Annotated in this window: 22 protein-coding genes; 14 read left to right on the top strand and 8 right to left on the bottom strand. The window is 73.2% G+C overall.

Features of this window, described 5'->3' with window-relative positions; all coding sequences use genetic code 11:
* Positions 1-166: 166 nt before the first annotated feature.
* Positions 167-1,204 carry an SGNH/GDSL hydrolase family protein gene (locus tag QQM72_RS35370; RefSeq protein ID WP_314224888.1) on the bottom strand — a complete coding sequence of 346 codons (1,038 nt, stop codon included), beginning with the start codon at positions 1,202-1,204 and terminating at the stop codon, positions 167-169.
* Positions 1,205-1,364: 160 nt separating this feature from the next.
* Between QQM72_RS35370 and QQM72_RS35365 the strand changes: the two genes are divergently transcribed.
* The gene (locus QQM72_RS35365) at positions 1,365-2,753 is read left to right on the top strand and encodes a cystathionine beta-synthase (protein ID WP_054244172.1); all 1,389 of its coding nucleotides are present in this window, start codon (positions 1,365-1,367) and stop codon (positions 2,751-2,753) included.
* Positions 2,754-3,350: 597 nt separating this feature from the next.
* Here the strand turns inward: QQM72_RS35365 and QQM72_RS35360 are convergent.
* The gene (locus QQM72_RS35360; RefSeq protein ID WP_020128496.1) at positions 3,351-3,776 is read right to left on the bottom strand and encodes a hypothetical protein; all 426 of its coding nucleotides are present in this window, start codon (positions 3,774-3,776) and stop codon (positions 3,351-3,353) included.
* A gap of 329 nt (positions 3,777-4,105) precedes the next feature.
* Between QQM72_RS35360 and QQM72_RS35355 the strand changes: the two genes are divergently transcribed.
* The 3 genes from QQM72_RS35355 to QQM72_RS35345 all read left to right on the top strand — a co-directional run bounded on the left by QQM72_RS35355 (position 4,106) and on the right by QQM72_RS35345 (position 7,249).
* Complete coding sequence (locus QQM72_RS35355) at positions 4,106-5,614, top strand: aromatic amino acid ammonia-lyase (protein WP_314224887.1); 1,509 nt, start codon at positions 4,106-4,108, stop codon at positions 5,612-5,614.
* Positions 5,611-6,552, top strand: a complete 942-nt coding sequence (locus tag QQM72_RS35350; protein WP_314224886.1) for a MurR/RpiR family transcriptional regulator — start codon at positions 5,611-5,613, stop codon at positions 6,550-6,552. Before QQM72_RS35355 ends, QQM72_RS35350 begins: the two co-directional genes overlap by 4 nt.
* Before the next feature lie 112 nt (positions 6,553-6,664).
* Complete coding sequence (locus QQM72_RS35345; RefSeq protein WP_314224885.1) at positions 6,665-7,249, top strand: hypothetical protein; 585 nt, start codon at positions 6,665-6,667, stop codon at positions 7,247-7,249.
* Positions 7,250-7,301: 52 nt separating this feature from the next.
* Here QQM72_RS35345 and QQM72_RS35340 read toward each other — a convergent pair whose 3' ends face one another.
* Genes QQM72_RS35340 through QQM72_RS35325 form a run of 4 tightly spaced genes read right to left on the bottom strand, consistent with a single transcriptional unit; the run spans position 7,302 to position 9,632 of the window.
* Positions 7,302-7,676 (bottom strand): roadblock/LC7 domain-containing protein, encoded by a 375-nt coding sequence (locus QQM72_RS35340; RefSeq protein WP_314224884.1) that lies wholly within the window; start codon positions 7,674-7,676, stop codon positions 7,302-7,304.
* 21 nt (positions 7,677-7,697) lie between these two features.
* Positions 7,698-8,234 (bottom strand): roadblock/LC7 domain-containing protein, encoded by a 537-nt coding sequence (locus tag QQM72_RS35335; protein ID WP_314224883.1) that lies wholly within the window; start codon positions 8,232-8,234, stop codon positions 7,698-7,700.
* 34 nt (positions 8,235-8,268) lie between these two features.
* On the bottom strand, positions 8,269-9,186 hold the full coding sequence (locus QQM72_RS35330; protein ID WP_314224882.1) for a transcriptional regulator: 918 nt from the start codon (positions 9,184-9,186) through the stop codon (positions 8,269-8,271).
* Positions 9,183-9,632, bottom strand: coding sequence for a hypothetical protein (locus QQM72_RS35325; protein ID WP_314224881.1), 450 nt, complete (start codon positions 9,630-9,632; stop codon positions 9,183-9,185). Before QQM72_RS35325 ends, QQM72_RS35330 begins: the two co-directional genes overlap by 4 nt.
* 419 nt (positions 9,633-10,051) lie before the next feature.
* Here QQM72_RS35325 and hutU point away from each other — a divergent pair, with 419 nt between their 5' ends.
* From hutU to hutI, 4 genes are all read left to right on the top strand, one after another.
* Positions 10,052-11,716: a urocanate hydratase gene (gene hutU / locus QQM72_RS35320; protein ID WP_314224880.1), complete on the top strand. Its 1,665-nt coding sequence runs from the start codon at positions 10,052-10,054 to the stop codon at positions 11,714-11,716.
* A 140-nt stretch (positions 11,717-11,856) separates the two neighbouring features.
* Positions 11,857-13,059: an allantoate amidohydrolase gene (locus tag QQM72_RS35315; RefSeq protein ID WP_314224914.1), complete on the top strand. Its 1,203-nt coding sequence runs from the start codon at positions 11,857-11,859 to the stop codon at positions 13,057-13,059.
* Positions 13,056-14,405 (top strand): formimidoylglutamate deiminase, encoded by a 1,350-nt coding sequence (locus QQM72_RS35310; protein WP_314224879.1) that lies wholly within the window; start codon positions 13,056-13,058, stop codon positions 14,403-14,405. The genes QQM72_RS35315 and QQM72_RS35310 overlap by 4 nt, the downstream gene beginning before the upstream one ends.
* A gap of 200 nt (positions 14,406-14,605) precedes the next feature.
* Positions 14,606-15,802 (top strand): imidazolonepropionase, encoded by a 1,197-nt coding sequence (gene hutI, locus QQM72_RS35305; RefSeq protein WP_314224878.1) that lies wholly within the window; start codon positions 14,606-14,608, stop codon positions 15,800-15,802.
* Here hutI and QQM72_RS35300 read toward each other — a convergent pair.
* Entirely contained in the window at positions 15,742-16,785 is a 1,044-nt protein-coding gene (locus tag QQM72_RS35300; protein WP_314224877.1) for a DMT family transporter, read from the bottom strand. The two genes, hutI and QQM72_RS35300, sit on opposite strands and share 61 nt — an antisense overlap.
* Before the next feature lie 232 nt (positions 16,786-17,017).
* Entirely contained in the window at positions 17,018-17,953 is a 936-nt protein-coding gene (locus QQM72_RS35295; RefSeq protein WP_314224876.1) for an RNA polymerase sigma factor SigF, read from the bottom strand.
* A 239-nt stretch (positions 17,954-18,192) separates the two neighbouring features.
* Here QQM72_RS35295 and QQM72_RS35290 point away from each other — a divergent pair, with 239 nt between their 5' ends.
* The 6 genes from QQM72_RS35290 (at position 18,193) to QQM72_RS35265 (ending at position 23,905) form a co-directional block, all read left to right on the top strand.
* Positions 18,193-18,588 carry an STAS domain-containing protein gene (locus QQM72_RS35290; protein WP_314224875.1) on the top strand — a complete coding sequence of 132 codons (396 nt, stop codon included), beginning with the start codon at positions 18,193-18,195 and terminating at the stop codon, positions 18,586-18,588.
* A 202-nt stretch (positions 18,589-18,790) separates the two neighbouring features.
* Complete coding sequence (locus QQM72_RS35285; protein ID WP_314224874.1) at positions 18,791-19,339, top strand: ATP-binding protein; 549 nt, start codon at positions 18,791-18,793, stop codon at positions 19,337-19,339.
* A 522-nt stretch (positions 19,340-19,861) separates the two neighbouring features.
* On the top strand, positions 19,862-20,587 hold the full coding sequence (locus tag QQM72_RS35280) for an LPXTG cell wall anchor domain-containing protein (RefSeq protein ID WP_314224873.1): 726 nt from the start codon (positions 19,862-19,864) through the stop codon (positions 20,585-20,587).
* A gap of 32 nt (positions 20,588-20,619) precedes the next feature.
* Positions 20,620-21,450, top strand: coding sequence for a hypothetical protein (locus tag QQM72_RS35275; RefSeq protein WP_314224872.1), 831 nt, complete (start codon positions 20,620-20,622; stop codon positions 21,448-21,450).
* Entirely contained in the window at positions 21,447-22,565 is a 1,119-nt protein-coding gene (locus QQM72_RS35270) for a hypothetical protein (RefSeq protein WP_314224871.1), read from the top strand. The genes QQM72_RS35275 and QQM72_RS35270 overlap by 4 nt, the downstream gene beginning before the upstream one ends.
* 68 nt (positions 22,566-22,633) lie before the next feature.
* Positions 22,634-23,905, top strand: coding sequence for a hypothetical protein (locus tag QQM72_RS35265; protein ID WP_314224913.1), 1,272 nt, complete (start codon positions 22,634-22,636; stop codon positions 23,903-23,905).
* Positions 23,906-23,966 lie beyond the last annotated feature (61 nt).

Here is a 23,966-nt window from a genome sequence, read left to right as displayed (position 1 = left end):
TGGCCGTGTGACTCGCGCCGCAATTTACTAAGCGCTTGCTTGGGCCTCCGGCGGTGGGCGGGGAATATGCGGCCGGGGAATGTGCGGGCGGGTCCACGCGGGTCCACCCGCCGGCCCCTCGGGGCTGTGCCCCCAGACCCCCGCCGGCCCTGAAGGAGCCTCCTCCTCAAACGCCGGACGGGCTGGCAGGGGACGCGGGTTCTGTCTCCGAGACCCGGCGCCGGCGACGGCGCTTCAGCAGGGCCCAGGGGCCGCGGGGGCCGGTCGGCATCGCTGCCGCTACTTCTGTGCCGGCCTCCGAGGCCGCTTCCGCCGCCGCTCGGGCCACCGGCAGGAATCCCTCGCGGCGGGAGACGTCCGGGCGTTCCTCCTCGGCCGGCCAGAGGCCGAGGGCCGCACAGACCGTGGGGAGGATCGCCATCGCCGCCGTCGCGTACCCCTCCGCCGAGGGGTGGTAGTGGTCGGGGCCGAACAGCTCGCGCGGGTTGGCCTCGAACTCGGGGCCCAGCAGGTCGCCCAGGGAGACCGTGCGGCCGCCCTGCTCGACGGCGCCGATCGTCTGGGCGGCCGCCAGCTGGCGTGAGGCCCGGCGGGCCAGCCAGCGCAGCGGCTGCTGGACCGGCTCGATCGTGCCCAGGTCGGGACAGGTGCCGACGACGACCTCGGCGCCGGCCGTGCGCAGCCGTCGTACCGCCGAGGACAGGTGGCGGACCGAGCGGGTGGCCGGCATCCGATGGGTCACGTCGTTCGCGCCGATCATGATCACGCAGACGTCGGGCACCTGGTCGGAGTCCGACAGGACCAGCGCGACCTGGCGGTCGAGATCGTCGGACTGCGCACCCGGGAGTGCCACGTTGCGCAGCTCCACGGGCCGTTCGGCGACCGCCGCCAGGCCCGAGGCCAGCAGTGCGCCCGGGGTCTGCCCGGAGCGGTGCACGCCCTGGCCCGCCGCCGTGGAGTCGCCCAGCATCGTCAGGCGCAGGGGTTCCTTGCCCGGCCCGGGTGCGTCGTAGGCGAGGCCGTAGCGGCCCTCCGCCTGCGGGACGTGCGGATGCGCCCCGTTGTTCACCTGGCGCCGCGCCAGATGCACCTCAGCCACCACCAGCCCCACCGCCGCCGCCCCGGCCAGTCCGATGCCGCCGCCGCCGTAGGCCGCGCCGGCCGCGATGCGCCGGGCCACTCTCGCCCTCGACATGCTCGTCATGCCTCGACGCCACCTCCTCGTGTCCGTACACCCACTCCTTGCCCCGTACGGACCGTCGCCCAATCTCAGCCGGGAGTGAACTGCCGACCCGGCCGCCGCCCGGGCCGTACCCTGGCGTAACCACTACGACCACTGTTTTTGCAAGCAACCGGAGACAACGGTGCAATTCCACGACTCGATGATCAGCCTCGTCGGCAACACCCCGCTGGTGAAGCTCAACAGCGTGACCAAGGGCATCCAGGCGACCGTCCTGGCCAAGGTGGAGTACTTCAACCCGGGCGGTTCCGTGAAGGACCGCATCGCCCTGCGCATGATCGAGGCGGCGGAGAAGAGCGGGGAGCTCCTGCCCGGCGGCACGATCGTCGAGCCGACCAGCGGAAACACCGGCGTCGGGCTGGCCATCGTGGCGCAGCAGAAGGGGTACAAGTGCATCTTCGTGTGCCCCGACAAGGTGAGCACCGACAAGATCAACGTGCTGCGGGCGTACGGCGCCGAGGTCGTCGTCTGCCCCACCGCCGTGGACCCCGAGCACCCGGACTCCTACTACAACGTCTCCGACCGGCTGGTGCGGGAGACGCCGGGCGCGTGGAAGCCGGACCAGTACTCCAACGCGAACAACCCGCTCTCCCACTACCACTCCACCGGCCCTGAGCTGTGGGAGCAGACGGAGGGGCGGATCACCCACTTCGTCGCCGGCGTCGGCACCGGCGGCACCATCTCCGGGACCGGGCGCTACCTGAAGGACGCCAGCGAGGGCCGGGTCCAGGTCGTCGGCGCCGACCCCGAGGGCTCCGTGTACTCCGGCGGGTCCGGGCGGCCGTATCTCGTCGAGGGAGTCGGCGAGGACTTCTGGCCGACCGCCTACGACCGGACCGTCGCCGACGAGATCGTCCCGGTGTCCGACAAGGACTCCTTCCAGATGACCCGGCGGCTCGCGAAGGAGGAGGGGCTGCTCGTCGGCGGCTCCTGCGGGATGGCCGTCGTGGCCGCCCTGCGCGTCGCCGAGCGGCTCGGCCCGGACGACGTCGTCGTCGTCCTGCTGCCCGACAGCGGTCGCGGGTACCTCTCGAAGATCTTCAACGACGAGTGGATGGCCGACTACGGCTTCCTCGAGGACGAGGGCCCCAGCGCGCGCGTCGCCGACGTCCTCAACGACAAGGTGCACGGCGCCATCCCGTCCCTCGTCCACATGCACCCGGACGAGACCGTCGGCCAGGCCATCGAGGTGCTGCGCGAGTACGGGGTCTCCCAGATGCCGATCGTGAAGCCGGGCGCCGGTCACCCGGACGTCATGGCCGCCGAGGTCGTCGGCTCGGTCGTGGAGCGCGAGCTGCTGGACGCGCTGTTCACCCAGCGGGCCTCCCTCGACGACCCGCTGGAGAAGCACATGTCCGCCCCGCTGCCGCAGGTCGGCTCCGGTGAGCCGGTCGGCGACCTGATGTCCGTGCTCGGCACCGCGGACGCGGCGATCGTCCTCGTCGAGGGCAAGCCCACCGGGGTCGTCAGCCGCCAGGACCTGCTGGCCTTCCTGGCCAAGGGCGGGAAGTAACTTCCGGGGAGCAGGGGCCGAAACCTCGGGGAAACCTCCGGTGAACGGCCCCTGTGGGCGCTGAACTTCCGTTTGCCTACCGAAGTGGTGGACTTCGCGGAAGTGGTACGAGGGTGTCACGTCCACGCAGCACTCGGTTAACACGCGTCCGGCATATTTGTGGATGTCGGCAGGGCGGGAGCGGCTCCCCGCCCCACCGGCACCAAAACGGCGTCACGGACCTCCGGAGCGGCTCCCGGACCTCCACCGACGCCACGGACGCGCAAGCCCGGCCTGACCCGGCCCGCGTCCCTCGCGGGGACCGCCGTCGTCCCGCCCCCCGGTAACGGGGGTGCGGCGGTCCCCGCGCAAGCTTCCGCCACTCAGGGCCTGTCCACCGGACAGGCCCTGAGTCGTGTCCGCCGGACCCGGACCACGCATGTCCGGACCGGCGTCGCCCTCCGGCCGCCCAGGAGCCGCAGTCGCTCCTCCGTCTCGGAGCCTGGCTCCGGGGTGTACGCCACCAGCGGCTCCCGGCACCTCGACCTGCGGCAGACGGTGGATCACGGTGCTGCCGACCCGCCAGGCGTGACTCCGCTCCCCGGCCCCCGGCCCGGGTCACTCCTCCCAGTCGCCGCCCTTCGAGGAGCCGCGCCGGATGCCGAAGAGGCCGGGGTGGGAGCGGGCGGCCTGGACCACGTTGACGCCGACGATGCCCACCCAGGAGACGATCAGGCCCGGCAGGTGCGCGGTGCCCGCCCCGATCGCGGACAGCGGGACCGCCAGCACCAGCGAGACGATGCCGAAGCCGAAGCGCTCGCCCCACGAGTCCGTCGCCCTGGGCGAGCGGGCGTCCCGGGCCGCCACCATCTGCTGCTCCGCGAACTGCCGCCGCACCCGGCGCTCCACCGCGCCGTCGATGCGCTGGTCGACCTTCTCCAGGAACGAGTCCACCAGCGCGGACTCGTACTCCTCGCCCAGTTCCCTGCGGGTCGCGAGGGTGGCGTCGAGTTCCTTCTTCAGGTCCGTGTCGCGCGCTTCCATGGTGGTCTCCCATCCCGTCATGCCGACCAGGCTAGGCAGCGGGAACGCCCGCCGCACTGGGGATAGCCCCCCTGTCGGGAGTCGGGTTCGCGGGAGGGCGGCCGGGAGGGCGGCGCCGAGGGTGTTCTGCATCGCGCCCTGGTACACGGGGCGCAGGTCGATGTCGCCGCCCCCGGGCGCGGGGATGAGGATCTCCCTTGTCCGGCTGTATAACGTCATGCAGAGTTCTCGGTAGGTGAATAGCTTGTCAACGGTTCGGTGTTAATCCGAGGTGACGGATGACCGGCAGGCAAGATCGAGTGTCCGGATTGATGGGAGTTCGTGGCCTTATGTCGTCTCGGATGATGGACGCCCCCTCCGGAGTGGGCTCCGGTCTCGTCGTCCTCGACGGGATCGCCCTCGGCGTCGCGGACGTCGCCCGCCTCGCCGACCGGGCCGCCCGCCCGGTCCCCGGCACCGAGGCGACGAAGCGGATGACCGAGTCCTGGGACGCCGCCCGCCGGATCGCCGCCACCGGTCGCGTCTACGGCCGCTCCACCGGGGTCGGCGCCAACCGGAACGAGGACGTGCCCACCGAGGCGGCCGCCGAGCACGGCCTGCGCCTGCTGCGCAGCCACGCCGGCGCCATCGGCGAGGAACTGCCCGCCCGCCAGGTCCGGGCCATGCTCGCCGTCCGCGCCAACCAACTGCTCGCCGGCGGCGCCGGCCTCAGGCCCGGCGTCGTCACCGCGCTGTGCGAGGCGCTGGGGAGCGGGGCGTATCCGGTCGTCAACGAGTTCGGCTCGGTCGGGACCGGCGACCTGGCGGCGCTGGCACAGGTCGGGCTCGCGCTGGTGGGGGAGCACCCCTGGCGCGGCACCGGGATCCCCGAACCGCAGCAGCTCGACAACAACGACGCCCTCGCGCTCATCAGCAGCAACGCCCTCACCCTCGGCCAGTCCGCCCTCGCCCTGCACGAACTGCGCGGGCTTCTGGAGGCCACCCAGGTCGTCGCCGCGCTCTCGCTGCTCGCCGTGGACGGCTCGCACGAGGCCTACGCCGCCCCCGTGCACGCCGCCCGCCCGCACCGCGGATCCACCGAGGTCGCCCGCCGCATGCGGGAGTTGATCGGCGCGCAGGACCGGCCCACGCCACCCCTCGGCAGGATCCAGGACCCCTACGGCTTCCGCTGCCTGCCCCAGATCCACGGCCCCGCGCACGACGCCGCGGACGCCCTGGAGGACGTGGTCGGCATCGAGATCAACGCGGCCGCCGAGAACCCGCTCATCTCCCCCGAGGACATGACGGCCTACCACCACGGCGGCTTCTACCAGGCCCAGCTCGCCCTCGCCCTGGACCACTTCAGGCTGGCGCTGACCCAGGTGGCACGGCTGTCCACCTCCCGCCTCTCCACCCTGAACGAACCGGCCTACACCCGGCTGCGCCCCTTCCTCGCCGACCCCGAGCCCGCCTCCTCCGGCGTGATGATCCTCGAGTACGCCGCCGCGGCCGCCCTGGGTGACCTGCGGGCCTTCTCGGCGCCCGCCTCGCTCGGCCACGCTGTACTCTCCCGGGGCGTCGAGGAACAGGCCAGCTTCGCCTCGCTCGCCGCCCGGCAGACACTGCGCGCCTGTGCCGCGTACCGTCTCGTCGTCGGCTGCGAACTCGTCGCCGCCGTACGGGCGCTGCGCCAGCGCGAACTGCGGCCCGAGCCGGGACTTCCGGCGGGCCGGGCGCTGGAGCTGGCCGAGGCGGTGCTCGACGCGGAACAGGCCGACCGGCCGCTCACGGACGACGTGCGGGCGGCGGCCGGACTGCTGGACCGGTTCACGGACATCTGGAGGGGGAGCGGGGCATGAGCGCGGAGACGGGGATCGGTGGGGGAGTGCCGGGTCCGGCGGCGACGGGTCCAGGGGCGACGGGCCCGGCGGCATCGGATCCGGGGGCACCGGGTGCCGGTCCGCCGGACAGTCCCGCCGCCCGGCTGCAGGCGCTCTTCGAGGGGCACCGGCTGACGCCGACCCAGCGGCGCATCGCGCACAGCATGGTGCGGCGCGCCGCCGACGTGCCGTTCCTGTCCAGCGTGGAGCTGGCCGAACTCGCGGGTGTCAGCCAGCCGTCGGTGACCCGCTTCGCGGTCGCCCTCGGCTTCGACGGCTACCCCGCCCTGCGCAGGCACCTGCGCGAGGTCGCCCCCGCCGAACAGACGGCGGGACCGGCCTCGTACAACGAGTACCAGCAGGCCGTCGAGGCCGAGATCGAGAACCTGAAGCACCTCGCCGAACTGCTCGGCGATCCCCGGCCGGTGCAGCGGGCGGGCCGGCTGCTGGCGGCCTCCCGTCCGCTTCCCGTGCTCGGACTGCGGGCCGCCGCCTCCCAGGCGTACGGGTTCGCCTACTTCGCCGCCAAGGTCCATCCGGACGTACGGCTGCTGAACGAGGGCGGCACGATGATCCACGACCGGATCGACGCCGCCGTCCGGGCCGGCGCCTCGGCCCTGCTCTGCTTCGCGCTGCCCCGGCATCCGCGCGAGGTCGTCGACACCCTCGGCTACGCCCGGGAGGCGGGGCTGAGCGTGGTGACCGTCGCCGACTCCGCGTTCGCGCCGGTCGCCAAGGTCTCCGACCTGCTGCTGCCGGCCGCCGTGGGCACCGGCCTCGCCTTCGACACGGCGTGCGCGCCGATGCTGCTCGGGCGGGTGCTGCTGGAGGCGATGTGCGACGACCTGCCCGACGCGCAGGCCCGGCTGGAGGAGTTCGACGCGCGGGCGGCGGCGCGGGGGCTCTTCGTGGAGTAGGCCGCCGCTCGCGGAGGGCGCGATTTATCGGGGTGTTCTCTCAGACTCGTCTCACGTTCGCTCACTAGTCTGAACGGTCACGAGACTGTGCCGGAGAGACCAGGAGGCGGACGTGGCGCGCGGAGGGCAGGGGCTGGCTCGGGTGGCCGTCGTCGTACGGGCCGGAGCCGCGCCGTTGTGGTGGTGCGGGGTGTTCGCGGCGGGCGTCGGGGTCCTGGTGCCCGGCCTCACCGGACGGCGGATCGGGGTGCTGGCCGGGGCCGCCCTGTTCATCGTCGCCGTCGCCGTGGTGGCGCGGCGCGGCCACAGGCGGATCACCGGACTCGGCCGCGGCGCCGCCCGGGCCGGCAAGCACGACGTGCTCCAGGACCGGGCGGTGACCGTGCGCACCTGGCGGCGCGGGCACCGCTGGTGGCTGCTGCTCGCCTTCTTGGCCGCGCTCGGCAGCTCCTTCGCGGTCCCCGCGGCCGCCGGACTGCTGCTCGCCGGCTGGGGGACGGGACTGCGGCTGAAGGCCGCCTGGATCGGACGGCGCGAGCGGGCCGAGGACGCACTGCTGTGGGTGCGCGTCGACTGGCTGGACCGGCGCGGCGGACGCCCGGCGGGCAAGGCCGTCAAGGCGTACCGCAGCACCGGCATCGCGGCCGGCGACGCGGCCCCGGGAGGGTCCCGCCGCCGCACCGCGGCGCTGGTCTAGACGCGGGCCGGTCCGGCACGTCCGGCCGGTGGGACACGTCCGGCCGGTCGGGCTATACCTCGAGGTCCTCCTCGATCTTCTTCAACTGGTGGCGGGCCATCGCCAGGTTGGCCCGCTTGGCGTCCAGGACCAGGTACATGAAGAGCCCGTTGCCGCCGCGGCCGCTGATCAGCCGGATCAGGTGGTACTGGTCGTTCAGCGTGATCAGGATGTCCTCGATCTGGCCCTTGAGCCCGAGGTGCTCCATGGTGCGCATCTTGGCGCGCACCACGTCGGTGTTCCCGGCGGCGGCGACGTTCAGGTCGAAGGTCTTGCTGCCGCCCAACGTGCCCAGCGCCATGCCGCTGGTGTAGTCGACGAGAGCCACTCCGGTCGCGCCCTCGATCGAGGCGAGACACTCTTTCAGTGTGGTTTCGGTGTTGGCCATGCTGTGCTCCTCGGTTCCTTCTCAACTTTCCGTGGTGGTGCGCGCGTTGGTGGTGGCCGATCCGCGCGCCGATCTGGTCCGTACGACGGGTGGCTTTGCGGGCGTCCGGACGGGCGCCTTCGCGGGGGTCTTCGCCGCAGCCCTGGCCGGTGGCGGGGCGGCGGCCTTGGCCTCCCGCGCCTTCGCCTCCCACGCGTCGACGAGCTCCCCGATGCGGGCCCCGGACCGGCGGCCCTCCAGATGCAGCCGGCCGACGTTGACGCGGTCCTGTGCGAGCAGGGTCAGCACGGCGCTCTCACCGGCCGCGTAGGTCGCGACATAGCCGTAGACCCCGCGCACGAGCAGCTCGCGGAAGTCGCCCTGGCCGGTGGTGTCCGCCATCCGCACCGCGACGCCGAGGGCGGCGGCCGTCAGGGCCGCCACGACCTCCGGCTCCACGCCGGGTGTGTCGTGGGCGAGGACGAGACCGTCCACGCCGGCCGTCAGGGCGCCGGTCAGCTGGGGCACCCGGGCCCGCAGCCGCCGGAGTTCGTCGAGTATCTCTGGCTCGGACACCATCAGCTCGCTCCTCTCGGCGCGCGGTCGCTGCCGTTCAAAGGGCCTCCAGCGCATCCCTGAGCCTCTTCAGCAAGGTGATGTCGGGGTCGTTGACACGGGGCAGGGTGATGCCCGGTGGCGGGTCGGGGGCGGGGGCGGCAGGACTCACGGCGGGACCTGCGGCCGGTCCGGGACGGAGCGGGGGCGCCACCGGCGGCAGGCGGTGCTGCCGGGGTGGCGGGAAGAGGGCGGTGAGCAGCCCCGCCGCAGCCAGCCGCCGGACGTCCACCAGGGTGTGGAAGGCCTGCCGGCCCAGCTCCCGGGCTATGTCCGAGGCGGTGCGTACGCCGTCCACCGAGGCGAGCACGGCGCTCTGCCGGGCGGTCGGCGCGGGTGCAGCGACGGTCTCGGCCCGCCGCAGCGGCGCCGCGTCGGTCAACGGGTCCGGCCAGAGCCGGTGCAGCAGCTCACGCCGGCGCACCGTCTCGCGTTCGACCGCCTCGACCGGGACCGGCCGGAGCGTGCCAAGCCAGTGCCCGGCGCCGTACCGGAAGCGGCCGGGAGTGCTGCTGGGGGTGAGCGCGAAGTACGCCGCGTCGAAGACCGCCTCCAGGTGGCACAGTTCCAGCGCGCCGCGCGGGACGCGACCGGCGTCGAGCAGCAGCCGGGCGACGCCGTACTCCTCGTCGGCCCGGTCCACCGCGTCCTGCCAGACGGCGGGGGCGAGCGTGCCGTGGGCCAGGAGGAGCACGTCGAGGCCCGGGGCGAGGGGGCTCTCGGCGTGCACCACTCGGCCCTCGGCGAGGTAGAGCGAGCCGCGCTCGCACTCCAGGACACCGGTCGCCCGTTCGGCCGCGAGCCGGTTCAGCATCGGCGACAGTCCGCCGCCGCGCTCCCGGGCCGCCGACTTCTCCCGCACGGGCAGCCGGGGCGGCGGGGTCGTCCCCTGCGGGGTCGTTCTCACCGCGGTCACCCCAGCACCAGCCGTCCGGCCATCTCGCCCAGCCGGATACGGGCCAGCGCGAGGTTGCCGTCCGGCCGGGCCAGCCACACGTGCAGGAACACGCTGCTGTCGAAGGACGTCGGTACGAAGCGGAGCACGTGGTAGCTGTCCCGGTTGCTGATGATCAGGTCCTCGACCGGAGGATCGGCGACCCCGCCCCCGCTCCCCTGGCCGTCTTGGCGGCCGTCGTGGTCGTCCTGGCCGTCGCGACGGTCGTAGCCGTCGGGTGCGAACGCCCGCTGCTCGGCCGTGAGCCGGGCCACCTCGGCGGCCTCGGCGGCCGCCGCCTCGTGGTCGCCGCCGGGGAACTCCCCGACCGCGCCCAGGGCCAGCCCGCTGGTCCAGTCGACCAGCGCGGCACCCCGGGCACCGGGCAGCCGCATGGCCTCCAGTAGACACTCGTCGATTCCGGGCACCGTTGGGCTCCCCTCCCGCCTTCGGTTCGGCTGAGTGATGAAGAAGCTACGCAACGTAGGCGTCGAGGGGTGAGTCTTCTGGCATTTTCCGGCGGAACATGCGGCGGGGCGGCTAACGTGGGTCGACTGACCCCGTTTCGGGCCGAATCGGCGCCCCATGCGCCCCTTCTCCACCGTTCAACACCAGCCCAGCGGCGCGCGTCAACGGCGCGCATGTTCCTGCGGGGTGGTGAACGCGAAAACGCGCGCCCCCTTCTTCCCGTCAACGCCTCCGCGCGCGGTGGTCCCGATGCCATGGCCGCGATGCCGCGACCGCGATGCCATGGCCCCGATGTATTGACTAGCCCTATTCATCGAGTCAGGATGTGAATAACAACAGCAACAACCGCCGGGATCACCCATCCGCAAGGAGGCAGACCATGTCAGGACCCCGCCCCGTACGAGCGCCACGCGGTACGGAACTGAGCGCCCTGGGATGGCAGCAGGAAGCCGCGCTGCGGATGCTCCAGAACAACCTCGACCCCGAGGTCGCCGAACACCCCGACAAGCTCGTCGTCTACGGCGGCACCGGCAAGGCGGCCCGCGACTGGCGCTCCTTCGACGCGATGGTCCGCACGCTCAGGACCCTCAAGCAGGACGAGACCATGCTCGTGCAGTCCGGCCGCCCGGTCGGCGTCATGCAGACCCACGAGTGGGCCCCGCGTGTCCTCATCGCCAACTCCAACCTCGTCGGCGACTGGGCCAACTGGGAGGAGTTCCGCAGGCTGGAGCAGCTGGGCCTGACCATGTACGGCCAGATGACCGCCGGTTCCTGGATCTACATCGGTACCCAGGGCATCCTCCAGGGCACCTACGAGACCTTCGCCGCCGTCGCCGCGAAGAAGTTCTCCGGCACCCTCGCCGGCACGATCACCCTCACCGCCGGCCTCGGCGGCATGGGCGGCGCCCAGCCGCTCGCCGTCACGATGAACGACGGCGTGGCGATCTGCATCGACTGCGACCCGCGCGCCATCGAGCGCCGCATCGAGCACCGCTACCTGGACGTCAGGGCCGACAGCCTGGACCACGCGCTCCAGCTGGCCGTAGCGGCCCGCGACCAGCGCAAGCCGCTCTCCATCGGCCTCCTCGGCAACGCCGCCGAGCTGGTCCCGCAGCTCCTCGCGACGGGCGCCCCCATCGACATCGTCACCGACCAGACCTCCGCGCACGACCCGCTCGCCTACCTGCCCACCGGTATCGCCTTCGAGGACATGGCCGACGCCGCCGAGAAGGACCCGGCCGGCTTCACCACCCGGGCCCGCGAGTCGATGGCGAAGCACGTCGAGGCGATGGTCGGCTTCATGGACGCCGGAGCCGAGGTCTTCGACTACGGCAACTCCATCCGCGGCGAGGCCCAACTCGCCGGATACGACCGGGCGTTCGCCTTCCCCGGCTTCGTCCCCGCCTATATCCGCCCGCTGTTCTGCGAGGGCAAGGGCCCCTTCCGCTGGGCGGCGCTCTCCGGGGACCCGGCCGACATCGCCAAGACCGACAGGGCGATGCTCGACCTCTTCCCGGAGAACGAGTCGCTGGCCCGCTGGATCAAGCTGGCCGGCGAGCGCGTCCACTTCCAGGGCCTGCCCGCCCGTATCTGCTGGCTCGGCTACGGCGAGCGCGACAAGGCCGGCGAGCGCTTCAACGACATGGTGGCGTCGGGCGAGCTGGCGGCCCCGCTGGCCATCGGCCGCGACCACCTCGACTGCGGTTCCGTCGCCTCCCCGTACCGCGAGACCGAGGCGATGCTCGACGGCTCCGACGCGATCGCCGACTGGCCGCTGCTGAACGCCATGGTCAACGTGGCGTCCGGGGCGTCCTGGGTGTCGATCCACCACGGCGGCGGCGTCGGCATGGGCCGCTCCATCCACGCCGGCCAGGTCTCCGTGGCCGACGGCACCAAGCTCGCCGGCGAGAAGATCCGCCGCGTCCTCACCAACGACCCCGGCATGGGCGTCATCCGGCACGTGGACGCCGGGTACGACATCGCGGAATCGGTCGCCGACGAGCGGGGCGTGCGGGTGCCCATGCGTGAAGGTGACGACGCGTGACCCTTCCGCGAGACGAGCGGGGCGGCCACGGTCCGGCGGGAGCCGAGCCCTCGTCGCCGACCGCGGGTCCGGCGCCCACCGGCCCCGCCCCGCGCGACGACGGCCCACGGCCGGCGGCGGCCAATACCTCCTTCCAGGAGATGTGGCGTGAGCTGGCGCCCGTCGGACGGCACTCCGAGTCCCGCGGCTACCGCCGCTACGCCTGGACCGCCGCCGACACCGACTGCCGGTCGTGGTTCAGGGAACAGGCCGAGGCGCGGGGCCTGACCTACGAGGTCGACCGCAACGGCAACCAGTGGGCGTGGCTCGGGGACCCGGCGGCCGGCGACGCCGTCGTCACCGGCTCGCACCTCGACTCGGTGCCGGACGGCGGCGCCTTCGACGGGCCCCTGGGCGTGGTGTCCTCCTTCGCCGCGCTCGACGAACTCCGCGCGCGGGACGTCACGTTCACCAGGCCGCTCGCTCTCGTCAACTTCGGTGACGAGGAGGGCGCCCGCTTCGGACTCGCCTGTGTCGGCTCCCGGCTCACCGCGGGCCGGCTCACACCGGAGCAGGCCCACCGGCTCACCGACGGCGACGGGATCACCCTTCCGCAGGCCATGGAGGCCGCCGGCCACGACCCCGACGCCATCGGCGCGGACCCCGAGCGGCTCGCCCGGATCGGCGCCTTCGTGGAGCTGCACGTGGAGCAGGGGCGCGCCCTCGACCTGAGCGGCGACCGGGTCGGCCTGGCCAGTGCCATCTGGCCGCACGGACGCTGGCGGTTCGACTTCCGGGGCGAGGCCAACCACGCCGGCACCACCCGCCTCGTGGACCGGCGCGACCCGATGCTGCCGTACGCCGAGACCGTGCTGGCCGCCCGCCGGGAGGCCCGGCTCGCGGGCGCCGTCGCCACGTTCGGCAAGATCTCCGTCGAGCCGAACGGCGTCAACGCCATCCCCTCCCTGGTGCGCGGCTGGCTCGACTCCCGCGCCGCCGACCAGGACGCTCTCGACACCGTGGTCGGCGGTGTGGAGAAGGCCGCCCGCGAGTACGCCGAGAGCCACGGCATCGACCTGGCCGTCGTCCGTGAGTCGTTCACGCCCGTCGTCGAGTTCGACCACGCCCTGCGCGACGAACTCGCGCGCATCCTCGGCAGCGACACGGACCTCAAGGTCCCGGTCCTGGGCACCGGCGCCGGACACGACGCCGGAATCCTCTCCGGGACCATCCCGACCGCCATGCTGTTCGTGCGCAACCCCACGGGTGTCTCGCACTCCCCGGCCGAGTTCGCCGCCGAGGACGACTGCGTGGCCGGGGTGCACGCCCTCGCCGACGTACTGGAAGGACTGGCCTGCCGGTGACCCCCACGCAGCGGACACGGACGTACTGGCTGGAGCACGCCTGGCTCGACACGAACGTCGAGCCGGGCGTCGCCCTGGAGGTGACGGACGGCCGCATCACCGCCGTCCGGACGGGCGTCGGCACCCCGCCGCCCGGCGCCGAGATCCTGCGCGGCCTCACCCTGCCCGGCCTGGCGAACGCCCACAGCCACGCCTTCCACCGCGCCCTGCGCGGCACCGTGCAGGTCGGCTCCGGCACCTTCTGGACCTGGCGCGAGGTCATGTACGCGGTCGCCGACCGGCTCACCCCGGACACCTATCACCAGCTGGCCCGTGCCGTGTACGCCGAGATGGCGCTGGCCGGCATCACGGCCGTCGGCGAGTTCCACTACCTGCACCACGCGCCCGGCGGCACCCCCTACGCCGACCCCAACGCCATGGGCGAAGCCCTGATCGAGGCCGCCGCCGAAGCCGGTGTCCGGATCACCCTCCTCGACACCGCCTATCTGTCCGCCGGCTTCGGACAGCCCCCCAATGCCCACCAGCTCCGCTTCTCCGACGGCGACGCGGACGCCTGGGCCGAACGCTGCGCACTTCTCAAGGAACGGGATCACGCGAGGATCGGGGCGGCGATCCACTCGGTACGGGCCGTGCCCGCCGGACAACTGGCGACGGTGGCGCGCTGGGCCGAGGAGCGCCGGGCGCCGCTGCATGTGCACCTGTCCGAGCAGACCGCCGAGAACGACGCCTGCCGCGCGGCCCACGGCCGTACGCCCACGCAGCTGCTCGCCGAGCACGGCGTCCTCGGACCGCGTACCACCGGCGTCCACAACACCCATCTCACCGACGAGGACATCGCCCTTCTCGGCCGCTCCGCCACCGGCACCTGCATGTGCCCGACGACCGAACGGGACCTCGCCGACGGCATCGGCCCGGCCGTCGCCCTCCAGGCCGCGGGCTCACCACTCTCCCTGGGCTCCGACAGCCACGCCGTCATCGACCTGCTCGAAGAGGCCCGCGCCATGGAGCTGAACGAGCGGCTGCGCACCCGCACGCGGGGCCACTGGACGGCGTCCGCCCTGCTGCGCGCCGCCTCCGCCGACGGCCACGCGGCCCTCGGCAACCCGGACGCGGGCACCCTGGAGACCGGCGCGGCCGCCGACTTCACGACCATCGCGCTCGACTCGGTCAGGACGGCGGGCCCGCCGCCCAGGCTCGGCGCCGAGACGGCCGTATTCGCGGCGACCGCGGCGGACGTACGCCATACGGTCGTCGCCGGGCGGCACGTCGTACGCGACGGGGCGCACACGCTCGTACCGGATGTGCCGCAGGCCCTCGCGCGGGCCGTGGCGGCCCTGCACGCCTAGGGCGCTTTCGGGTCAGCCCGGGTCCAGGGCGCCCGGCACGGCACCTCGCGGCGTTGTCGCACGACCCGCGTACACCCGGTACGCGGATCATGCTCCGCCTCGCGACGCACCGCACCGGACACGGCCGCCTGATCCGAACCGATCCGAAAGAAACGCCCCAGCGACCACCACCGGCTCCCGCCCCCCACGAGGACACGACGATGAGCAGCAGCACCGGCACGACCGGCACGACCACCGTCATCACGAACATCGCCACGCTGGTCACCAACGATCCCTCCCTCGGCGACAGCACCCCGCTCGGGCTGGTCCGGGACGCGGCCGTCGTCATCGAGGGCGACCGCGTCGTGTGGACCGGTGAATCAAGCAAAGCACCCGCCACTGACAACCGGGTCGACGCCGGCGGCCGGGCGGTCCTCCCGGGCTTCGTCGACTCCCACTCCCACCTGGTCTTCGCGGGCGACCGCACCGAGGAGTTCAACGCCCGGATGTCGGGCCGCGGTTACACGGCGGGCGGCATCCGCACGACGGTGGCGGCCACCCGGGCGGCCACCGACGGGGAACTGGAGGCGAACCTCACCCGTTTCCTCTCCGAGGCGCTGCGCCAGGGCACCACGACCTTCGAGACCAAGTCGGGCTACGGCCTGACGGTCGCCGACGAGGCCCGCGCCCTGCGCCTCGCCGCCGCCCACACCGACGAGGTCACCTACCTCGGCGCGCACATCGTCTCTCCCGACTACGCCGACGACCCGGCCGGTTACGTGGCCCTGGTCACCGGCGAGATGCTCGACGCCTGCGCCCCGCACGCCCGCTGGATCGACGTCTTCTGCGAGAAGGGCGCCTTCGACGGCGACCAGGCCCGCGCGATCCTCACCGCGGGCAGGGCGAAGGGACTGCACCCCCGCATCCACGCCAACCAGCTCTCCTACGGGCCCGGCGTGCAGCTGGCGGTCGAGCTGGACGCGGCCAGTGCCGACCACTGCACCCACCTCACGGACGCGGACGTGGACGCCCTCGCGAGCGGCGACACGGTCGCCACGCTGCTGCCCGGCGCCGAGTTCTCCACCCGGGCCGAGTGGCCGAACGCGCGCCGGCTGCTGGACGCGGGCGTCACCGTCGCCCTCTCCACGGACTGCAACCCCGGCTCGTCCTTCACCTCGTCGGTGCCGTTCTGCATCGCGCTCGCGGTGCGGGACATGGGGATGACACCGGACGAGGCGGTGTGGTCGGCGACCGCGGGCGGCGCCGCTGCCCTGCGCCGCACGGACGTGGGACGCGTGGCCCCCGGCGCCCGTGCCGACCTGACGCTCCTGGACGCCCCGAGCCACGTCCACCTCGCCTACCGGCCCGGCGTGCCGCTCGTCTCGGGGGTGTGGCGGCGCGGCGTACGGGTCGTCTGAGCCGGCTCCGGCCCCTTGTCCCGGTCCGCCACCGTCCGCCCCCATCCGGTGCCGAGGAGCACGAGCACCGCGCCCACGTAGCCGAGCCACCCCGGCCGGTCCCCGGCCAGCGCGATGCCCACGGCCGCCGCCCACACCGGCTCGGTGCCCAGCAGCAGGCTGACCCGGGACGGCGACGTGCGGCGGACCGCCCACATCTGGACGAAGAACGCGAACAGCGTGCAGAACACGGAGAGGTAGACCAGCCCCAGCCAGTCGCCGCCGTCGAAGTCCGCCGCGGCCGCCCACGGTGAGGCGCCCGCCCCCGGCAGCGCCACCAGCACCGCGAACACGGCCACCGCGGAACCCAGTTGGACCGTCGTCAGCGACAGCGCGTCGGCGCCGCGTACCGAGTCCATGCGCGCCATGGCCAGTACGTGCACGGTACGGGCGACGGCCGCCCCCAGCATCAGCAGATCGCCCCCGGACGGAGCGGTGAACCCGGCGCCCTGCGTCAGCAGCGCCACGCCGAGCACCGACAGCCCCGCCGCCGCCATGAACGCCCCCGGCAGCCGCACCCCGCGCACCCGGCTCTCCGCGAGCGGCGTGAACACCATGGTCAGGCTGATGATCAGCCCGGCGTTGGTCGCGGAGGTGTGCACGACACCGTAGGTCTCCAGCAGGAAGATCCCGGCCAGGATCAGCCCCAGCACCCCGGCCCCGCGCCACTGCGGCCCGCTCAGCGCGCGCAGCCGCCGCCACCCCACGACCACCAGCACCGGCAGCACCACGGCGAACCGCAGCACCAGCACGGCCGGCACGGTGTCCGCCGTGGTGACGCCCTTGGCGGCGAGATAACTGGAACCCCAGACGACGGCGACGAGCAGAACGGGAAGATCGGCGAGCCGCCCGAGCGCGGAGGGACCGGCAGCAGGGGCGGACGGGACAGGAACGGGCGAGGCAGGAACGGGCGAGGCAGGAGCGGAGGCAGGGGAGTCGGGCATGGGGCTCCTCATGAGCAGATGACGCGACTGGCCCAGCGGCTCTGCTGGTCAGAGGGCTGAGCCAGAGTAGTCACCGACGGGAATCCGGCCAGGGGGTTTTCAGCATGAGGACACCAGGGGCCCCGGAGAACCGGACGGTTCCGTGGGGAGGTTTCCGAGGAGGGCGGAGGCGAGAGGCCGGGGCGACACCGGCGTCCGTGTCCGGGGCGCACCCGGACACGGACGGGACGGGTCACTCCTCGACCGTCAGCCCCTTCCGCAGCCGCACCAGGGTCCGCGACAGCAGCCGCGACACGTGCATCTGCGAGATGCCGAGCTCCTCACCGATCTCCGACTGGGTCAGACCGGCGACGAAGCGGAGGGAGAGGATCTGCCGGTCGCGGGACGAGAGCTCCGCGATCAGCGGCTTCAGCGACTCCACGTACTCGATGCCCTCGAGTCCGTGGTCCTCGTAGCCGATGCGGTCGGCGAGGGCGCCTTCGGAGTCGTCCTCCTCCGGCTGCGCGTCCAGCGACGAGGCCGTGTACGCGTTGGAGGCGGCCATGCCCTCGACGACCTCCTCGTTGGAGATGCCGAGACGCTCGGCCAGCTCCACGACGGTGGGCGCCCGGTCGAGCTTCTGGGCCAGTTCGTCGCCCGCCTTGGCCAGGTCGAGCCGGAGCTCCTGGAGCCGGCGCGGGACGCGCACCGACCACGACGTGTCGCGGAAGAAGCGCTTGATCTCGCCGATGACGGTTGGCATCGCGAAGGTCGGGAACTCGACGCCGCGCGACAGCTCGAAGCGGTCGATCGCCTTGATCAGGCCGATGGTGCCGACCTGGATGATGTCCTCCATCGGCTCACTGCGGGAGCGGAACCGGGAGGCGGCGAACTTGACCAGGGCGAGGTTCAGTTCGACGAGGGTGTTGCGGACGTACGAGTATGCGTACGTGCCCTCTTCGAGGGATTCGAGCCGTGCGAACAGGGTCTTGGACAGGGCCCGTGCGTCGACGGCTCCGACCTCGTCGTACGGGGGGATCTCCGGAAGTCCGGCGAGGACGTCGGTGGGGTCGACGTCCGGTGCCGCGTCCTGCGCGATGGGTTTCAGATGTTCTTGTTCCGGAGGGGGTGTCGACGTCGCTCCGCGGGTAGGCGGTGCGTCGAGCCGGGGTGACATGATGTCCTCCATCGTTCTCGGCGTATGGCTGCCGAAGCCAGTGAGTGCACTGCGGTGTGCGGCGCCTCCGAAGCCGGCCGTGTCGGTTACGTGCTTCTCCTAGCCCTACCCGCTTTACTTGCCCCGCCGCAAGTGCATTTTGTCCGAGTATGTCTGTTTGTGTGTGATTGTTCGGGTGTTGAGGTGCGGGTCGAAGGCGTAGGGTGCGAGGGCGTCAGGAAGCAGTCAACGACCCCAGGAGAAGAGACGGCATGGACCGCGGGACGGTCGGCAGCGCACAGTCTGGCCGGCTTCTGGTCGAGGTGCGGCAAGAGGGCTCCAGCGCCGTGGTGACCCCGGCGGGTGAGTTGGATCACCACACCGCCGATCTGTTGCGTGAACCACTCGAGGACTGCCTCTCCAAGGGGCTCAGTCGCCTTGTGGTGGACTGCACGCGTCTGGAGTTCTGCGACTCCACCGGGCTCAACGTGCTGCTCGGCGCCCGCCTGAAGGCGGAGGCGGCCGGCGGCGGGGTCCATCTGGCGGGCATGCTGCCCGTGGTGGCGCGGGTCTTCGAGATCACCGGCGCGGACGCGGTGTTCACCGTGCACGACACGGTCGAAGCCGCCCTGAGCGACGGGCACGACGAGCGTGACGAGGACGGCTGAGCTTCGCCGTCCGCCGGAAACGGTTGCGAACGGACGTGAACGGGGGGTGTTCCGGCGGTTCTCTCGGGCAGGAGACATCCAGAACCCGAACATGTCGGCGGCAATGCCGACGCGAACGCCGTCCGCCCATGTGCAGACTTGCAGTGATCCGACTTGTGAATTGTGAACCGGTGAATCGGGGAATCGGTGAGGTGAAGCGCTGATGAGCACCACCCGGCCTTGTTCGCCGGGCGACCGCGGTCCGGAGCCCGGCGACGCTCCTGGGGCGTCCCAAGCGGGCGCACCGGGAGTCGAGGCGTCCCCAGGGGGCGCGGCGACCGTGGCGTCCGGGTCGCAGGGCGGCCGCCAGGTACGTCGGCTGAGCTTCGACGGCGCCAGCGGGGTCGTCCCGCTCGCCCGCGACTTCGCCCGCCAGGCGCTCTACGCGTGGGCCTGGCTGCCCGCGGCCACCGCCGACCGACGGGCCGCCGCGGAGGACGTGCTGCTCGTCGTCTCCGAGCTGGTCACCAACGCGTGCCTGCACGCCGAGGGGCCGGACGCGATGGTCCTCAGCTGCGACAACAAGGTGATCCGCGTCGAGGTCTCGGACCGCGGCACGGGCCAGCCGGCCCCCCGCACCCCGCACCGGGCGGGCCGCCCCGGCGGCCACGGCATGTTCATCGTCCAGCGTCTGTGCCTGGACTGGGGCGTCGTACGGACCCCGGACATCGCGGGCAAGACGGTCTGGGCGGAACTGGGCGCCCCGGCCTGACCACCCCGGGGCCCGGGAACCTTCCGTTCCGGGATCCGGGAACCTTCCACCCCTGGCCCAGGCCACCTTTCGCCCCCCGGGCCTGCTTCCGGCGGCCTGTGCCGACTTCCGGCCCGGCGGGGTCCTGCGTCGGCTTCCGGGCCGGCTGGCTCCTGCGTCGACTTCCGGCCCGGCGGGCTCCTGCGTCGACTTCCGGGCGAGCGGCTCCTGGGCCCGCTCCCGGCCGGCGGCACCCCCGGTCCCGCTTCCCGTCGGTCAGGCCCCGGTCCCGGGGGAGCGCGGTGGGCGGATCGGTCATTCGGGGCGGTGTCGGCGGCCCGGCGGGGCGGTCGTCGTTCCTCTGTCGCTGTGGCGCCGGGGGGGAGTCCGGGCGTCCTCGAAACCCCCCGAACCCGCACGCCGGATCGCCACAACTCCGGGGCGTATGTTCTCTTCCCTCCTCATCGCCCCGGGCGTACCTTGACGGCTCAATCTGATGCCTCGTCAGTAAGGGCGGGGCGGTGGGAGTGAGGGGACGGGACCGTGTCGTACCGGAAGCGAACCGCCGCGCTCGCGACTGCCGCGGCCCTGGCCGGCTCGGCGGTGTGGATGGCCGCCCCCGCGGCCATGGCCGAGGTCGTGAACGTCAACTACGCCTGTAAGACGCCCATCGGCGACAAGAGCGCCGTGTCGCCCATCGACATCAAGGGCGTCAGGAGCGGCAGCGGCTACAAGATCACCATGTCCTGGCAGAAGGGCGTCTCGTCCAGCCCCGTCGAACTCGGCGCGGGCTCCATGAAGCCGAGCGCCACGATCCGACTGGGCGGCGCCGACAGCGGCACCCTCGAGGTCACCGGCCCCGCCAACCAGGCCGCGATCCCCGAGAACACCCCCATCAAGATCAACGACCTGAGCGGCACGTACACCCCGAAGAAGACCGGCAAGGTCACCTTCACGGCCGGCGTGCTCACCATCAAGGCGCTCGGGACGACCACCACCTGCACGCCCGCCAACAACGCGGGCCCCTCGCTGACCCTCGACGTGACCGCGTCGGGCGGAGGAAGCGGCACGAGCGGCGGCAGCACGAGCGGTGGCGGCACGAGCGGTGGCGCCACGAGTGACGGCGGCTCCGGCGGCGGCCTCCCGCAGACCGGCCCCGAGGACTCTGCCATCGCCCTCGGCACCCTCGGCGGCACGGTGCTGCTCGCGGGCGCGGCGGGCACCCTGTGGCTGACCCGGCGGGGCCGGACGGCACGCGCCCCCCGCTGACCGTCCCCCTCGTACGAGTGCTGGAGCCGCCGATGCCGTACGCCGCCGCCCGTGCCCTGCTGCTGACCCTGTCGCTGCCGCTGCTGCTCGCGGCCACCCCGGCCACCGCCGGCGGCTGGTCGGTCGCGCCCTCCGGCGGGGGACGGCCGTCCTTCTACGCGGAGGGCACGCCCGGCGCGGTGCTCCAGGACACGCTCGCCGTGACCAACCGGGGCACGGGGCCGCTCACCGTACGGCTGCGCGCCACCGGCGACGGGCTCCGGGTCGCCTTCGCCGAACCTGCCCTCGGCATCCCCGCCCGCACCCGCGCCGAGGTGCCGTTCACGGTCACGGTCCCGGCGGACGCGCCGCCCGGCGACCGCGCCGGCCGACTCCTCGTACGGGACTCCACCGGCCGGGAGTCCGCCGTCCGGCTGCTGATCCGGGTCGGCGGCCCCGAGCTGGCCGCGCTGACCGTCGAGCACGTGGCCGTGCGCGGCGACCGCATCACGTACGAGCTGGTCAACCGCGGCACCACGGACCTCGTCCCGCGGCTCGCCGTACACGCGGACGGCGTTCTCGGCGCCGTCCTGGACCGCGCCCCGCGCACCCTGCCCGTCCGGCTGCCCCCGGGCCGCCGCCTCACGCTCGACGAACCGTGGCCCGACCGTCCGGCCCTGGACGCCGTCACCGTCCGCCTCACGGTGACCGCGCCGGGCGCGGCGCGGGCCACCGGGCGGGCGTCGGCGCGGTTCGTGCCCTGGGGCGCGGCGGCGGGCACGGCGGCCGGCGCGCTGTCGGTCACGGCGGCCGCGGTGGCCGTACGGCGACGCGGGCGCGGAACGGCCACGAACCGGGCGGCGGCGACGGGAGCACCGACATGAGAGGCAAGCCCCGGATCACGGCGCTGCTGCCGGCCCTGCTGCTGATGCTGCTCCCGCTCTCGTCGCTCTCGGCCGGCCCGGCCGCCGCCGCGGAGGGCAAACCGGCCGTCACCCTCTCCACGGCGCAGGCGGGCACGGGCGGTTCGATCACCGTCAACGGCACCGGCTGGCGGTCGCGCACGCTGCTGATGCTGCTGGTCTGCGGGCAGGCGACACCGGCCCGGGGCGTGGTCGGCGGCACCAACTCCTGTGCCAACGCCGACGGCCGCGCCGTCACCACCGACGCGGACGGCCGTTTCAGCCGGACGCTGCCGGTGACCGAGCCGCCGGTGCCGTGCCCCTGTGTGGTGCACGTGGCCACCGCGACCGGAGCGAAGGCGCGGGCCGACGCGGTGTTCCAGGTGGCGGGACACCCGGTCGAACCGCTTCCCGCGCAGACGGCCGGCGGACGCCTGGCGGTGCTCAGCGACACCCGGCTGGACGGCTCCGGCTCCCTGCTGACCTGGTTCGGGGCGCCGCCCTCCCGCACGCTGACCTTCACCGTCGGCAACGTGGGCACCGCGGCCGTCGAGAACCCCGTCTTCCAGGTCGGCACCGCCCACGGGGTGTTCGCCCCGCAGTGGGACGAGCGGCAGTGGCACGGCACGCTCGGCCCCGGCGAGAAGACCCGTGTCGACCTGCCCGTCGAACTCACCGCCGGCGCCCACGGCGACTACACCGTCTCCCTCAGGTACGGCGGGAAGGTCCTCGCCGAACAGCCGTGGGGGGTGGGGCGCCCCTGGGGCGTGACCCTGTTCTGGATCCTGCTCTGCCTGGTGGTGCCGGCGGCGGTCTTCCGCATCGGGATGGCGGTGGTGGACCGGGTACGCCCGCGCCACGGCGCCCGACGGCCCTCGCCCGCCCCCGGGCACGGGCGCGACGCCCCTGGGCACGGACGCAGGCGCAAGCCGGCGATCGCGCCCCCGAGGCCCGCGCCCCCCACCCCGAACACGACCCTGCCGTGGTTCACCCCGGACACCGGTCCGGGCCCGGCGGGCCGGCTCTCCGCACCGCACGAAGACCATCCGACGAGTCCCACGACTCCCACGACTCCCGGCAGGAAGGGATCCACGTGAGTGAGAGAGCCGTATCACCTGACCGTGCGCCCGCGCGGAAGCGAGCGGCAGCGGCGGGCGCCGCCGTCCTGTTGACCGGGGCGGCCGTCCTGCTGGGCGTGAGCGCCGGGCAGGCCCAGGCCGCCGAGGTGGCCTACGCCACCAAGTGCGTTCCGCCCTCGGGCATCGGTCTGCCCGACGTCAACGGCACCACCAAGGTCGAGATCACCGCACCGGCGACGGCGAAGGTCGGCGACACCGTCGACGTCGTGTGGAAGTTCACCCAGGCCGCGTCGAAGAACCCCGACATCATCGACCTGCCCGCGAACTCGGTCCAGCCCTCCGGCACCCTCAAGGCGGCCGGCGCGCAGACCGCCGACATCGCGATGCAGGGCCCGCGCGAGAACCCGGCGATCCCCAAGGGCGGCGCGATGACGCTGTCCGACATGAAGGGCACGCTGAAGCTGACGGCGGCCGGACAGGTGACGCTGACCCCGGACGCGTACGTCGTCAACGCGCTCTCCACGGACACCAAGTGCGCGCCGACGGAGGCCGTCCAGCCGGCGGCGACCATCACCGTGACGGCGGGCGAGGGGAGTTCGGGTTCCGGCTCGGGCTCGGCCTCGCCGAGTACGTCGCCCGACCCCTCGCAGAGCCAGAGCCAGTCACCCTCGGCGAGCGCGTCCGGCACACCCAGCACCTCCCCTTCGGCGTCCGAGAGCGGCGGTGACAACGGCCGGACCGACTTCACCGGCAAGGTCGTCGACATCCCCTACACCTGCCAGTCACCGATCGGCGAGAAGAAGGCGACCTCGCCGATCCAGATCAACGCCAAGAAGAACGGCGGGAGTTACGACCTCACCGTGCAGTTCAAGAAGTCGGTCATGGACAGCCCGATCGACATCCCGGCCGGCAAGGTGAAGCCGGCCATGCAGATCGTGCTGGGCGGCGCGGACGAGGGCTCGGTCACGGTGGAGGGCCCGCTGAACCCCGCGCCGATCCCGCAGAACGACCCGATCGAGATCCCGGACCTCACCGGCGTCTACAAGCCCGGCGCGACCGGTGAGTCCACGCTCTCCCCGGGCGTCCTCACGATCGAGGCCATGGGCACGACCACCACCTGCACTCCGGACAGCACGGCCGTCTCCCTCACGCTGAACACCGCGGAACAGGCGAGCGGCGCGTCCGGCGGCAGCGGCTCGTCGTCGTCCTCGGGCGGGTCCACGTCGACGAGCGGCGGCCTCGCGGAGACGGGCTCCGGCGACCACGGCACCCTGAAGGCGCTGGGCCTGGTCGCGGGCACGGCGATCCTGCTGGGCGGCGCGGTGTTCACGTTCATGCCCAGGAGAAGGGCGAACTGAGCCGCGCGGGGCGCAACGACGGAGGGCCGCCGTACCCACGTGGGTACGGCGGCCCTCCGGC

The organism is Streptomyces zaehneri, from assembly GCF_032248645.1.
Lineage (GTDB): Bacteria > Actinomycetota > Actinomycetes > Streptomycetales > Streptomycetaceae > Streptomyces > Streptomyces coriariae.
The sequence above is the reverse complement of the archived record's forward strand: the minus strand, read 5'-3'. Positions and strand labels throughout refer to the sequence as shown.

Excerpts from the sequence above, each read along its gene's own strand:
- QQM72_RS35350 (WP_314224886.1), top strand. The coding sequence starts at position 5,611 with ATGAGCGCGGAGACGGGGATCGGTGGGGGAGTGCCGGGTCCGGCGGCG.
- QQM72_RS35285 (WP_314224874.1), top strand. The coding sequence starts at position 18,791 with ATGAGCACCACCCGGCCTTGTTCGCCGGGCGACCGCGGTCCGGAGCCC.
- QQM72_RS35295 (WP_314224876.1), bottom strand. The coding sequence starts at position 17,953 with ATGGAGGACATCATGTCACCCCGGCTCGACGCACCGCCTACCCGCGGA.
- QQM72_RS35270 (WP_314224871.1), top strand. The coding sequence starts at position 21,447 with ATGAGAGGCAAGCCCCGGATCACGGCGCTGCTGCCGGCCCTGCTGCTG.
- hutU (WP_314224880.1), top strand. The coding sequence starts at position 10,052 with ATGTCAGGACCCCGCCCCGTACGAGCGCCACGCGGTACGGAACTGAGC.
- QQM72_RS35370 (WP_314224888.1), bottom strand. The coding sequence starts at position 1,204 with ATGACGAGCATGTCGAGGGCGAGAGTGGCCCGGCGCATCGCGGCCGGC.
- QQM72_RS35315 (WP_314224914.1), top strand. The coding sequence starts at position 11,857 with ATGTGGCGTGAGCTGGCGCCCGTCGGACGGCACTCCGAGTCCCGCGGC.
- QQM72_RS35300 (WP_314224877.1), bottom strand. The coding sequence starts at position 16,785 with ATGCCCGACTCCCCTGCCTCCGCTCCTGCCTCGCCCGTTCCTGCCTCG.
- QQM72_RS35360 (WP_020128496.1), bottom strand. The coding sequence starts at position 3,776 with ATGGAAGCGCGCGACACGGACCTGAAGAAGGAACTCGACGCCACCCTC.
- QQM72_RS35340 (WP_314224884.1), bottom strand. The coding sequence starts at position 7,676 with ATGGCCAACACCGAAACCACACTGAAAGAGTGTCTCGCCTCGATCGAG.
- QQM72_RS35290 (WP_314224875.1), top strand. The coding sequence starts at position 18,193 with ATGGACCGCGGGACGGTCGGCAGCGCACAGTCTGGCCGGCTTCTGGTC.
- hutI (WP_314224878.1), top strand. The coding sequence starts at position 14,606 with ATGAGCAGCAGCACCGGCACGACCGGCACGACCACCGTCATCACGAAC.
- QQM72_RS35275 (WP_314224872.1), top strand. The coding sequence starts at position 20,620 with ATGCCGTACGCCGCCGCCCGTGCCCTGCTGCTGACCCTGTCGCTGCCG.
- QQM72_RS35335 (WP_314224883.1), bottom strand. The coding sequence starts at position 8,234 with ATGGTGTCCGAGCCAGAGATACTCGACGAACTCCGGCGGCTGCGGGCC.
- QQM72_RS35355 (WP_314224887.1), top strand. The coding sequence starts at position 4,106 with ATGTCGTCTCGGATGATGGACGCCCCCTCCGGAGTGGGCTCCGGTCTC.